General features: G+C 55.9%; 12 protein-coding genes and 1 tRNA gene. 6 read left to right on the top strand and 7 right to left on the bottom strand.

Translation table 11 applies throughout. From position 1 onward, the window contains the following. The first annotated feature begins 5 nt into the window (after positions 1-5). A complete protein-coding gene (gene argC, locus L2D14_12665; GenBank protein ID WNJ98718.1) occupies positions 6-971 on the top strand; it encodes an N-acetyl-gamma-glutamyl-phosphate reductase in 966 nt (321 codons plus the stop codon). Here argC and L2D14_12660 read toward each other — a convergent pair. Continuing rightward, entirely contained in the window at positions 968-2,140 is a 1,173-nt protein-coding gene (locus L2D14_12660; protein ID WNJ98717.1) for a pyridoxal phosphate-dependent aminotransferase, read from the bottom strand. The two genes, argC and L2D14_12660, sit on opposite strands and share 4 nt — an antisense overlap. A gap of 97 nt (positions 2,141-2,237) precedes the next feature. Here L2D14_12660 and L2D14_12655 point away from each other — a divergent pair, with 97 nt between their 5' ends. Together L2D14_12655 and L2D14_12650 are read left to right on the top strand one after the other, a co-directional pair. Further along, entirely contained in the window at positions 2,238-3,791 is a 1,554-nt protein-coding gene (locus L2D14_12655; GenBank protein ID WNJ98716.1) for an acetolactate synthase large subunit, read from the top strand. A 108-nt stretch (positions 3,792-3,899) separates the two neighbouring features. Continuing rightward, positions 3,900-3,976: transfer RNA gene (locus tag L2D14_12650), tRNA-His, on the top strand. Positions 3,977-4,065: 89 nt separating this feature from the next. Here L2D14_12650 and L2D14_12645 read toward each other — a convergent pair. The 4 genes from L2D14_12645 to L2D14_12630 form a co-directional block, all read right to left on the bottom strand. Beyond that, complete coding sequence (locus L2D14_12645; protein WNJ98715.1) at positions 4,066-4,518, bottom strand: DsrE family protein; 453 nt, start codon at positions 4,516-4,518, stop codon at positions 4,066-4,068. Between the two features lie 157 nt (positions 4,519-4,675). Then, positions 4,676-5,245, bottom strand: a complete 570-nt coding sequence (locus L2D14_12640; protein ID WNJ98714.1) for a hypothetical protein — start codon at positions 5,243-5,245, stop codon at positions 4,676-4,678. Between the two features lie 71 nt (positions 5,246-5,316). Further along, positions 5,317-5,853 carry a DUF1134 domain-containing protein gene (locus tag L2D14_12635; protein ID WNJ98713.1) on the bottom strand — a complete coding sequence of 179 codons (537 nt, stop codon included), beginning with the start codon at positions 5,851-5,853 and terminating at the stop codon, positions 5,317-5,319. Between the two features lie 41 nt (positions 5,854-5,894). After that, positions 5,895-7,172, bottom strand: coding sequence for a DUF2336 domain-containing protein (locus L2D14_12630; protein ID WNJ98712.1), 1,278 nt, complete (start codon positions 7,170-7,172; stop codon positions 5,895-5,897). 72 nt (positions 7,173-7,244) lie between these two features. On the opposite strand from L2D14_12630, the gene L2D14_12625 reads away from it, so the two are divergent. Next, entirely contained in the window at positions 7,245-8,354 is a 1,110-nt protein-coding gene (locus L2D14_12625; GenBank protein WNJ98711.1) for an aldo/keto reductase, read from the top strand. An 11-nt stretch (positions 8,355-8,365) separates the two neighbouring features. Here L2D14_12625 and L2D14_12620 read toward each other — a convergent pair whose 3' ends face one another. Beyond that, positions 8,366-8,698: a BolA/IbaG family iron-sulfur metabolism protein gene (locus tag L2D14_12620; protein WNJ98710.1), complete on the bottom strand. Its 333-nt coding sequence runs from the start codon at positions 8,696-8,698 to the stop codon at positions 8,366-8,368. 73 nt (positions 8,699-8,771) lie between these two features. Next, positions 8,772-9,407 (bottom strand): hypothetical protein, encoded by a 636-nt coding sequence (locus tag L2D14_12615; protein ID WNJ98709.1) that lies wholly within the window; start codon positions 9,405-9,407, stop codon positions 8,772-8,774. 422 nt (positions 9,408-9,829) lie between these two features. Between L2D14_12615 and tkt the strand changes: the two genes are divergently transcribed. Both tkt and L2D14_12605 read left to right on the top strand, forming a co-directional pair. Further along, positions 9,830-11,791, top strand: coding sequence for a transketolase (gene tkt / locus L2D14_12610; GenBank protein WNK01684.1), 1,962 nt, complete (start codon positions 9,830-9,832; stop codon positions 11,789-11,791). 39 nt (positions 11,792-11,830) lie between these two features. Further along, entirely contained in the window at positions 11,831-12,838 is a 1,008-nt protein-coding gene (locus tag L2D14_12605) for a class I fructose-bisphosphate aldolase (GenBank protein WNJ98708.1), read from the top strand. The last annotated feature ends 7 nt before the right edge of the window (positions 12,839-12,845 follow it).

Here is a 12,845-nt window from a genome sequence, read left to right as displayed (position 1 = left end):
TCGCCATGGTACATAGTATTTTCATCGATGGCGCCGAAGGCACGACCGGGCTGCAGATCAAATCGCGGCTTGAAGGTCGCGACGATATCGCTTTGCTTGCGCTCAGTGACGCGGATCGCAAGGATCCCGTCAAACGGGCAGGGATGCTGAACGCCTGCGATGTGGCGATCCTGTGCCTACCCGACGATGCGGCGCGTGAAGCCGTGGCGATGATTGAAAATCCCGATGTTCGGGTGATCGATGCCTCAACCGCGCACCGGACCGCTGAAGGCTGGGACTACGGATTTCCTGAAATGGATCCGGGACAGGCGGCGATCATTGCGTCGTCAAAGCGGGTCGCGAACACCGGCTGTTATGCGGTCGCTTCGGTGGCCATTCTGCATCCGCTGGTCGAAGACGGTTTACTGCCGACAGACTGGCCGGTGACGATCAATGCCGTGTCCGGCTATTCCGGCGGCGGCAAGAAGATGATCGCCGGTTTCGAAGACCCGAACGCGCCGGAGCGGATCGATACGCCGTTTCGGGTTTACGGTCTCACACTGGCGCACAAGCATGTGCCGGAAATACAGTATTGGGCAGGACTGAAACATAAACCGATTTTTGTGCCGAGTGTCGGGCGTTACCGCGAGGGCATGATCGTCCAGGTGCCGCTGCATCTTGGCGCATTGCCGGGGGCACCCAGCGCCGAAGCACTTCACGATATCCTGGCCGCGCATTACGAAGGACGCCGTTTCGTGACCGTCGCCGACTTGGTGAAAGGCGAAGGTGCGCCTGTGCTCGATCCGGAGGAAATGAACGGCACCAATGAACTCAGGCTGCATGTCTATGCCAGCAAGGACGGCGCGCAGGCAGTTGTCTGCGGCGTGCTCGACAATCTGGGTAAGGGGGCATCCGGTCAGGCCGTGCAATGCCTCAACTTTATGCTCGGCGCGCCCGAAGAAGCCGGCCTTCTGGAGCCGGTGCTGCTTTAGCGGTTCCCCAGGAACTCACGCACCCGGCGGATGGCTTCGCGGATATTCTCCGTTGAATTGGCATACGAGAAACGCACGTAGCCTTCACCTTGGGCGCCGAAACTTGTGCCGGCAATGATGGCAACGCCTGCTTTTTCAAGCAGTTGATCCTGCAGTGCCCTGGCCGACATCCCGGTGCCTTCGATGTTCGGGAATGCATAGAATGCACCGCCCGGTTCTGTGCAGCGAAACCCCTCGACCTGATTAAGCTCGGAAACGATGACGCGTCTGCGCTCGTCAAAAGCCTTCATCATGATATCGACATCGTCCTGCGGGCCGGTCAGGGCGGCGATCCCCGCATATTGCGTTGGCGCATTGACGCAGGAATGACAATTGATGGCGAGGCGTGTCGCATGATCCGCAAGGTCTGCCGGCCATACAGCATAACCTAGCCGCCAACCGGTCATGGCATAGGTCTTTGACCACCCGTCCAGCATAATGACGCGATCTCGCAGGTGCTCGTACTCCAGCATGCTGACGTGTTCACGCCCGTCATAGAGCATACGGCCGTAAATCTCGTCGGATAGGACAGCAACGTGCGGGTGTTTTTCAAGACCCACTGCCAGCTTGTCCATTTCCTCACGCGGTACGGTGCCACCGGTCGGATTGGCGGGCGAGTTGATAATGATCAACCGTGTTTGCGGCGTGATCAGACCAAGCACTTCGTCGGCTGAGAATGAAAAGCCGTTTTCTTCATGCAGCGCCATCGGCACAGGCTTGGCGCCGGAAAACCTGATGACTGACTCATAAATCGGAAAGCCCGGGTTCGGGTAAATAATCTCGGTTCCCGGTTGGCCGAACATCAGCACGGCGAAAAACATTGTCGGTTTGCCGCCCGGCATGATGACGACGTTGTCGGGGTTAACCTCGCATTTCTTGTATTTCAGAATATCCGCTGCGACCGCCTCGCGCAGTTCGGGAATGCCGTTCGCCGGCGTGTAGCCGTGATGACCGTCCCTGAGTGCCTTGACAGCGGCTTCGACGATATGACCCGGCGTTTTGAAGTCCGGTTGCCCGATGCCAAGATTGATGACATCCATCCCGCCTTGGGCCAATTTGTTGGCGCGGGCAAGGACTTCGAAAGCGGACTCCGTCCCCAGTCTGGCCATGGCATCGACGAGTTGCGGCATGATTATTCCTCCGGATATTGCTTGGCGGCACTATGCCGATTAGCGTGCTTGATGTCACCGTCTTTGCGACACGTAAACGACAATAAGGATTACATGTATGAATGGCGCCGAAGCATTGGTCCGCACGCTTGCGGATTCGGGAATTGATGTCTGTTTCGCCAACCCGGGCACATCGGAAATGCATTTTGTCGCGGCACTGGATCGCCTCGACCTGATCTATTGCGTTCTGGCCCTCCAGGAAAACGTCGCCACGGGCGCCGCCGACGCCTATGCCCGCATGACCGGACAGCCTGCCGCGACGCTTCTGCATCTGGGGCCCGGGTTCGGCAACGGCCTGGCTAACGTGCACAACGCCAAGAAGGCCCGCGTACCGATGGTCAACATCGTCGGCGAGCATGCGACGTATCATATCGAATACGATGCGCCGTTGACCTCGGATATTCAGGGCATCGTCGGCCCTGTTTCGGATTGGGTGGTGACGACAAACAAGGCGGATGATGTCGCCATCGATACCGCGCGCGCGGTGGCCAAGGCGAAGTCCTGGCCCGGAAAGATATCGACCTTGATATTGCCCGCCGATTCTTCATGGTCGGAAACGACATTGTTGAGCGAACCCCTGTTGGGGGATGCGCCGGAACCGGTTATCCCGGCAGATGTCGAAACCGTCGCCAACGCCCTTAAGTCCGGGAAAAAGGCGGTTATTTTTCTCTCAGGTGCCGTTCTTTACGGCGAAGGACTGGAAAAGGCCGGCAAGGTCAGTGCCGCGAGCGGCGCCACGCTTCTGGCGCAAACGTCGAACCGCCGCATCGATCGGGGCGCTGGGCGCGTAGCCGTCAACAAGCTGCCGTATCCGGTCGATCACGCGCTTGAGACGCTCAAGGATTATGAAGTAGTAATCCTGCTCGGCACCAGGGAGCCAGTCGGTTTCTTTGCCTATCCGGACAAGCCGAGCCGGTTGTCCCCGGATGGCGCGGAGATACTCAACCTCGCCGGTCCTAACCAGGACACCCTTGGTGCTCTCGACATGCTGATTGCGGCTCTGGGGGCAGAAAACGTGGAACCGGATTGCGTCGAAGCTGAACCGGTGCCGGATGTCAGCGGTCTTTCCGGTCCGATCACGCCGGAAATTATTTCCATGGCGTTCCGCGCCAACATGCCCGAAGACTGTATCGTCGTGGACGAGAGCATCACGACCGGACGGGCGTTCTTTCCCGACAGCCGTGCCGCCCCACCGCATTCATGGCTACAGAATACGGGTGGTGCGATCGGCGTAGGACTGCCGTATGCCGTGGGCGCGGCGATTGCCTGCCCCGACCGCCGGGTCATGGTGCTGCAATCAGACGGTTCGGGCATGTACTGCAATCAGGCGCTGTGGACCATGGCGCGCGAAGGTCTGGACATTACCATTTTGATCTTCTCGAACCGGTCGTACCGGATTTTAGAAGGCGAGATGAAAGGCGTCGGCGTCGACAAGATGGGCCATGTGGCGGAAGGCCTCTTCAGCCTGAACGAGCCGGAAATCGACTGGGTCGGCATGGCGAACAGCATGGGCGTTGCAGCGGTCCGTGTTGACGATGCGGCGGGGCTGTCTCCGGCCATTGCAAAAGGGGTTGCGCAAGAAGGTCCGTTCTTGATCGAGATTGTTTTCTAGGGGGCATCGAACGCGCCTTCAAAGTGCATTCGATCCCTTGACGGAAACCGGGGCAGGGGCTATTGAGTGCCTCCCGCACATCGGGGCTCGTGTTCAGGGCGTCTTGTGGTGGCTGTAGCTCAGTTGGTTAGAGCATCGGCTTGTGGTGCCGAGGGTCGTGGGTTCAAATCCCATCAGCCACCCCATTCTCCTTTAAAAGCCTGATAATTGAATAAATGACGACGGGGCCCGCACTTGCATGCAGGCCCCGTAGAACTGCATTGAGCAGGTGTGATCAGGGTTTGATGTACGTATAGCCCTGCTGTTGCAAATAGCTCAGTTCAGCTACCCCGCTCGGCACGATATTGTCCTGAAAGACTTCGAATAAATCATTTTCGTAGTCGATCTTGCGGCCCTTGAGAGTGTTGTTGCAGACAGAAAAGGCGACTTGCTGAGTTTTCAGATTTGTCACAGCGCTTTGCAGTTTCTGATTGGATTTGGCATTTTTGAGAAGTCCCAAGCCATTTCCATGCAGAACGACCTTAATTTCCATGTTCTCGGCGCCGACGGCATTGATGTGATTCTGAATGTTCCGTAAGGCCCCACGGTAAGCCTTGTCATCTTCACCGCCGTTGTAGTTGATGTGATAGACGACCTTCTGTTTGCCGTATCGTTCATTTGCTTGCAGTGAGTTTGCACTAAAGCCTATGAGGGCAAGTGCAATTATAACCAGCTTCAATATTTTCATGATTCGCTCCCTATTTTTTTTATCGTCGATTATGAACACACATTCGTCTTGGATAATATATAAAAAAAGAATGTGAATCGAGAATTTATATTATATAACACAATAAAAATGTAATATAAGAGTTTAATGTATGCTGGCCAAGGCCTGAAGTTCGCAATCAAGCATCGTTTCCTGCTTTGTTGCGTCGCTTTTCATCAGAGACGGCAGCGAGGAGCTCTTCCTTGTGGTCGATGGTGGTCTCATTAAACAGCGTTGCGGTCATCACTTTGGTAACCTCACCCGGTGTATCCATAATCGGCAGCCGCAAATTGATCTTGGTTTGAATTACGCCTGATCTCGGTGCGCGTATGGCGACATCGAAGGCACATGGGGCTTTGCGGTCCGTTACTGTCAGCAACTGGGTTCTGGTTGCTTCAATGAAACTTGGCCCCATGCATTCTGAAAGCAAAAGTCCAGTTTCATCGACGCCGTAATGACCGGTGTATTCAGTTCCCCAGAAACGGTAACGAAAGTCATGACCGCCTTCGACAACATCCACGACCAATGTTTGCGGCAAGACAACGGGTGGCAAGTCATACAACTTGATGTCTTTCCATGTCGGGGCTGAATCCTTCCCGGACCAGGCACGCCATAATTCAAGGGTCAGAGCAAGCGGGCTGTGCGAAGGAAATTCACAGGGAATTTCCTCGACATTGAGGACAATGTATTCGACTTCCGAGCTAGCCACAGCATTCTCTCAATCGAGAGGTTTCAATAAATACACAGGTGAACGTTTCTTGGAGAAAATCAATGGAATCCCTAGAATGGCAACCAGGAATGCTCTTGGCTATAATGTAGATAACCGATATTGGCACCTGCGCGCAGACCTACACCGGTACGGATCGGGGCCATCATAATGTCGCCATCGCCCTGATAATTTACACCCAGTCCGGCAACATAGTAAAACGATCCTTCAATTCCCGGGAACCGTTTGTATATGGCATCCTTGCTGGTCAAGCCATAGACCAACACGAACGTTTTTGATGCATTGCCGCCAATATCAAAGCCGATACTAGGTCCCTGCCAGAAGATTTTGGATTTGCCTTCGGCCTTGATATTCATTTCACCTTTGCCGTAGCGCAGACCTACCACAAAGGCGCCGCTGATTTCCTCGCCGGTGATGTAGGCGGTAGGCCGTCCAAGGTCGGAGAAGACCTTCTCGATGATTTCCGCTAATCCTGCCGTGGTGCTGCCGAAAAAACCTTCAGCGGCATCCGATATTTCCTCTACCGAGAACGTCTTTTCTTCCTGAGCTTGCGCCGGTATACCAACAAGGAGAAAGCCAAATACCAACATTGCCCATAGCGATTTGCTGAAGTGGGCTGTGTGAACAGCCACTATTTCTTGAAATAATCGACATACCATTCGAGTTCCCCTTCATCCATTTGATAACCACCATTGGTTTTTTCGTGGATCATTGATTTGGCTGGTATCTTGCCGACCCGGCGTTGCAGGGACACTGCAATGTCCGCACCGTGTCCCGCTTTCCAGGCAAGGGCACAAAGCCCCTTAGCGCTCTCGGATTTCAGCATTCGTTCAACGTGGTCGGCAGGCAGACCGGTAAGCAATTCGTAACTTCTCTGCAGGAATTCGACGTTCGCCTCGTCGATGGCATCGAGGACGGCATATTCATCGAGTTTACCGGCCTTGAAAAGCTTTTCAGCGGTCGCAGCATCGGCTGCGCTTTTCGGCTTTTCAGCTTCGATGTCGCCGGCGTCGATACGCTCACGGACGGCAAGGCGGATTTCGTGCGCCAAGTCTTCCTCAAGCTTGTTAGATGAGAGCATTCGTTCAACAAGCGCGGCACTGACGAATGTGGCGATGCGGCGAAGTGTCGATTTAGACAGGCTGCGGCGGTCGACCAGCGGCAAATGAAGGCTGGGCCGGGTTTCCGCATGAATAGCGATTTCTTCCATCAGCTTGTCACTGATTTTCGCGGTTTGGTTTTTCAGCAACTCAGCGATTGCCGGGTCTTCTTCCTGATCGACAACTGCCTGGGATACCCGGTTAGAGATATTCTTGCGGCGTGCGACAGCTTCAAGCAGCCCGCCGCGCAACCCGCTGGTAACGATTTGCAGAATTTGTTCGTCGGTCAGCAGTGGCGAGTATTCGAGGATCGGACCGGCTACGGTGATTTCAGCATCTTCCGCCAAGCGTTTGACCAGCCGTTTCGGCACATTGGTTAGATGTTTTATTTCATCCGATATAATGGCGCGGATATGCGGCACCTGGTCTTGAGCCAGAATCTCCAGAACCTGAAACGTCATTTCGGCAAGCTGCTGGCTTTCGCTTTCGGTCAGGGATGGCACCAGGCGGCCGATCTTGAAGGCAAGCTCCTCTCGAACGGAGTCGTCAATATCCTTGGCGAGGATCAGGTCCGCCTGCAGGGGAGCCCCATCGTTCTTTGCAACGGCACGTCGGACGTCCGGGTCTTCGTCGGAGGCGAAAAAATACAGAAATTCCGGCTCAAGATCTTCATGCGAGGCTAGCTCGGCACGCGCCTTTGCATCACCCTTGGCGGCGACATGCTTTGCTTCCTCATAGGAAGGTTTCTTTTTCTGGCCGGGTTTGCGCTTCTTCGCGCCTTTCTTACGGCCTAATACCCAATCGAGCATTTGCCTCTCCTGAAACGCCCTGAGATGCTATCTTTCGATTGCCGATGTTACAATGTTGGCGAGGAGGCTTCCGTGACGAAAAGCACTGTCGAAAACAAGGCATCGGCGACACCAGCAGGAACGCTCCGATTTGCGGAGCGCTTCAGCGCGCGCCCCGGGCAATACCGTGGCGCCCTTGATCTGAACTGGTCGAGTGTCGGTATCGGCACATATCTGGGCGGTATAGATGACAAGACCGATGTTGCCGTCAGTGTCGCCGTCCGGGCTGCCGTCAACGGGGGGATCAACGTCATCGATACGGCGGCGAATTATCGCCGCGGCAGGGGAGAAGCGGCCGTCGGCAAAGCGCTCGCTGACATATTCGCAGCCGGCGAGGCTGAGCGAGACGAATTGATTATCTGCACCAAGGCGGGGTATTTGCCGACCCCTGCCGATGTTTTCCGGGATTCCTACATGGGTAAGGACGGCATCGGTGAGAGCGATCTTGTCGGCGATAATCATTGTATCCATCCGTCATATATTCGTGACCGGATATCGAAAAGTCTTGCCGCTCTGGGGCTCGAGAAAATCGATATTTTTTATCTTCATAATCCGGAAGCCCAACTGGCGCACATTGACCGTGCCACATTCGACAAACGTTTGCTGGCGGCCTTCGAGGTTCTTGAGCAGGAAGTTGATGCAGGGCGGATCGGTGGCTATGGCTTGGCGACTTGGCGCGCATTCAGGGCATCGCCGGGACAGCAGGGGTATATCTCCATTGCTGGCGCCAAGGCCTTGGCGAAGCGCGCGGCAGGTGACAAACCCGACCGCTTCCAATGCGTGCAGATGCCGCTCTCGATTACCATGCCGGAAGCCATTCAGCAGCCGACGCAATGGGTCGGCGATGCCACGGTTTCACCTGTTGCGGCGGCTCGTGTACTTGGTCTTGCCGTGGTCGGCAGCGGCAGTATCGGGCAGGCCAAGGTGCCGGAAATGAACGACTCCCTCGTAAAATGGCTGGGTGAGGACCTTGCGGATGACTGCCAGCGTGCCTTGCAGTTTTCACGTTCCGCCAGCGGCCTGACAACGGCGCTGGTCGGCATGAAGCAACCGGCGCATGTCGAGAGCAATCTACAGGTTCAGCGGAGTGACCCACTGGCCCGTGTCGTCTTCGAACTGATGTTCAGAAAGACTCAGATTTAGACGGTACAGGCTCAGGCATTGAAGGCGGGGTCGTGCTTCGATCCGCCGCGGCAGGATGGTGACGCCATGATCCGCCCACCGCGCGCCTGCCATTCGCCGGGTGTGTGGGTTTCCATGGACAATGCATGAACCGGGCCGTCCAGTTCCGCCTTGAGAGTTGCATTGATCAACTGATGACGCCCGACCAGACGTTTGCCGTCGAACGTATCCGATACGATGATCAGCTTGAAGTGCGATTCCGAACCAGGCGGTACGTTGTGCATGTGGCTTTCATTGATGACTTCCAGATGCACGGGGTCCACCGCCTGGGTGACTTTCTGCTCGATGATCTCTGCGACGGTCATAATTGTCCCCTTGCTGGGCAGTTCATTCGAAACAATTAGGCATTCAGGGATCGTTGCGCAAGGTGTTGCCCAATCAGGCCGAGCGGTCGCCGCCCTTGGCTGTACGACGTTGCAGAAGCTGCGGGGGCAAGGCTTCCGTCATGTTCTTCAGGTCATGTTCAAGCACTTTAACCCGCTGTGTCAGCGTGTTGAGCTTACCGGAAATATCGCGCTCGTTGGTTTTAAGAAATTCGATTTCGCGTTCGATGCTGTGCAGATGTTTCTGAACTTCGTCCGCCTTTGCACTAAATACGTTCTGGGCTTCGCGTACCTGCTTCCCCAGATGCCTGCCGTATTCTTCGAAAGAGGAATCCACGTGCTTGTTGGCGTGGCTGGCGAGCCATAACGCACCTAGAGCAACAATTACGGCAATAACGGCGGCGATTTCAGTCACGCACCAATCCTTATGACTGCGAATTCCCTCTGCACCACAATTGATGATTGCTGATTTTCGGTCAACGGTGCAGACGTGAAATCTGGAAAATAGATGTGGATATGTCACACGGAAAAGTCGATTTTTGACAATGGTACTCTCTTCTTGAAAAAATGATGGCGCAGGCAGGGCCAGGGGCAAATTGCCAAAACTCCCGGAAAACAGCCATAAAATCAGCACGCAAGGCTTGGATGTTTCTAGAGAATAGATAACCGCGGCACGAAGTGAGGCGGGCATACGAAAGACAGAATATCAGGATATTCAATGCGGAAATGTATCTAATCCACTGATTCACCCAGGTGCTTTGGTGCGTATCGATGTATCTGCGAATCGCCTGATGACGCCTTATTCCGAGTTACAGGTTGGATGCAGCGTGTAAAATGTTCCAAAGCCCGCAAAAAACCCCAAAAAATGATTCTCTTGTTCTTGCCCGCAAGGCGGTGAAACGGTATTCACTGTGGCAGTGGCTCTTCTGCGCGATCCGGACGTATTGGATCGTTTCTGGGTGGAAGCGGCTGACAATGTCCTGGGAAAAATGGGCCTAAGGGGGATATCCCGAAAGGGAGATCGGAGGCCGTTGGGCGGGGAACGACAGACGTCCGTCAAATGGGCGTCTCAACGAGGAGTTTTTCATGTCATCGGATGCACAATCCTTGGAAATGAGAATGGCGAACGCCATCCGCTTTTTGGCAGCCGATGCGGTACAGGCCGCAAAATCGGGCCATCCCGGAATGCCGATGGGCATGGCCGATGCAGCGACGGTGCTGTTCACAAAACATCTTAAATTCGATGCCGCAAACCCTGATTGGCCGGATCGCGACCGGTTCGTGCTGTCGGCGGGACATGGCTCGATGCTGATTTATGCACTTTTGCATCTGACCGGTTATGAAGACATGACCATGGATGAGCTGCGTAATTTCCGCCAATTGGGCGCGAAGACGGCAGGGCATCCTGAGTACGGACACGCCAAAGGCATCGAGACGACGACCGGGCCGCTGGGGCAGGGCATCGCCAATGCCGTCGGTATGGCGCTCGCCGAACGTATGATGAATGCCCGTTATGGCGATGCGCTGGTGGATCACCATACCTATGCAATCGTCGGCGATGGCTGCCTGATGGAAGGGATCAGCCACGAAGCCATTTCGATGGCCGGACACCTGGGCCTCTCGAAACTCATCGTTCTGTTCGACGACAACGGCATTTCCATCGACGGCAGCACCAGCATGGCTGTGTCCGATGATCAAATGAAACGTTTTGAGGCTTCCAATTGGCATGTGCAGTCGGTTGACGGTCACGATCATGCCGCCGTAGCCGCAGCGATTGAAAAAGCGAAAGCCAGCGACAAGCCGTCTATGATTGCCTGCAAGACAACCATCGGCTTTGGAGCCCCAACCAAGGCCGGCAGTGCATCGACGCATGGCGCGCCGCTGGGCGACGAAGAAATCGCCGGCGCACGCGAAGCACTTGGATGGGACGCGGGGACTTTTGAAGTGCCTGGCGACGTTCTTGAAGCTTGGCGTGCCGCGGGTAGCCGTGGCGCCGCTGAACGTGATGGCTGGGAAGGGCGCCTCGCCGCTACGGGGAATGCCGCCGAATTCAGCCGGGTCGTTTCCGGAACGTTGCCGAGCGGGGTTGCTGAAGCCGTCATCGCACACAAGAAGCGCGTATCCGAGGAACAACCGAAATGGGCGACGCGCGTTGCTTCGGGTGAATCCCTGAACGTGCTGACGCCGGTCATCACCGAGCTGGTTTCCGGCTCTGCCGATCTGACCGGATCGAACAACACGAAAACCCCGGATACGGACTCACTGACGCCCGATAACTTCGCCGGCCGGTATATCCATTACGGTGTGCGCGAACACGCAATGGCGGCTGCCATGAACGGGATCGCGCTGCATGGCGGACTGATCCCAACCAGCGGGACGTTCCTTGTGTTTGCGGATTATATGCGGGGCGCGATGCGCCTGTCGGCTTTGATGGGCATCCGCGTACTTTATGTGCTGACGCATGACAGCATTGGGTTAGGCGAAGACGGCCCGACACATCAACCCGTCGAAACGATGTCGATGCTGCGTGCGACGCCGAACTTTCTGATGTTCCGCCCCTGTGACGGTGTCGAGGCTGTGGAATGCTGGCAGGCTGCGTTGGAAAACGTTTCCGGACCATCTGGCTTTGCCTTGTCGCGTCAGGGTGTGCCGACGCTCCGAACCACCCACACGGATGAAAACCTGTCGGCCAAAGGCGGTTATGTTCTGACCGAAGCCAAAGCATCACCGCGCAAGGTCACGTTACTGGCAACCGGCTCTGAAGTGCATCTGGCGACGGCGGCGCGTGAGGCGCTTGAATCAGAAGGTATCGGAACTGCCGTTGTCTCGATGCCGTGCTGGGAATTGTTCGATCAACAGGATGTATCCTATCGGAATGCCGTTCTGGGCGAGGGGACGGTGCGTGTCGCGGTGGAAGCTGCGGTGCGGCATGGCTGGGACAAGTACATAGGTTCCGACGGCGGGTTCGTGGGCATGAACGGTTTCGGGGCTTCGGCGCCGGCTGGCGACTTGTACAAGCATTTTGGTATTACCGCCGAGGCTGTTGCTGCTCAGGCGAAGGAAAGACTAGCCTGATCGGGTTGCCGGTCAGTTCAAGGTTGGAGGAAAGATAATATGAACAAACAGGAACTCTTTGAAACCGCCGTGGCGATGGTTGCCGATAACAAGGGACTTTTGGCAGCTGACGAAAGCACCGGCACCATGGGCAAGCGTCTGGATTCCATCGGCGTTGAAAATGTCGAGGAAAATCGCCGCGATTACCGCGAGATGATGTTCCGCTCGAGCGGCATCGGAAATTATATCTCGGGTGTCATTCTGTACGATGAAACGATCCGTCAGTCTGCTGCCGACGGGACGACACTGGTCAAGATTCTGCAGGATGCGGGCGTTATTCCGGGGATCAAGGTCGATGGCGGCGCCAAGGAACTGCCGGGCCGCCCCGCAGAGAAAATCACCGAAGGCCTGGACGGGCTGCCGGGCCGCGTTGCCGAATATTACGGCTTGGGCGCACGCTTTGCGAAGTGGCGCGCCGTGATCGATATCGCCGATGGCATCCCGAGCCGTTACGCCATTCACACCAATGCCCATGCGCTGGCCCGCTATGCCAAGATCTGCCAGGAAGGTGGTTTGTGCCCGATCGTCGAACCGGAGGTTCTTATGGACGGTGCGCACGATATCAGTCGCTGTCAGGAAGTGACCGAGGAAGTACTTGAAGCCGTCTATCACGAACTGCACCTGCAGGAAGTATATCTCGAAGGCACGATCCTGAAGCCGAACATGATCATTTCGGGCAAAAAGTGCGCAACCCAGGCCGCCGCCGAAGAAGTTGCCTCGAAGACCGTTGAAACGCTGCTCCGCTGTGTGCCTGCTGCTGTGCCGGGTATCATGTTCCTGTCCGGCGGCCAATCGGAGGAGGATGCTACACTGCACCTCGATCTGATGAATGCCGGATCGGACCTGCCGTGGAAACTCAGCTTCTCTTACGGCAGGGCATTGCAACAAAGTGCATTGAGCGCCTGGAAGGGTGACAACGCCAACAATGCCGCTGCCCAGCAGGCGTTCCTTGAACGCGCCAGCGCCAACAGCCGCGCTTGCGCCGGAACCTATTCCAAGGCTGCCTGATCGGAAA

The sequence above is a fragment of the Thalassospiraceae bacterium LMO-JJ14 genome (genome assembly GCA_021555105.2).
Lineage (GTDB): Bacteria > Pseudomonadota > Alphaproteobacteria > Rhodospirillales > Casp-alpha2 > UBA4479.
This window is presented reverse-complemented; position numbering and strand designations above follow the sequence as displayed.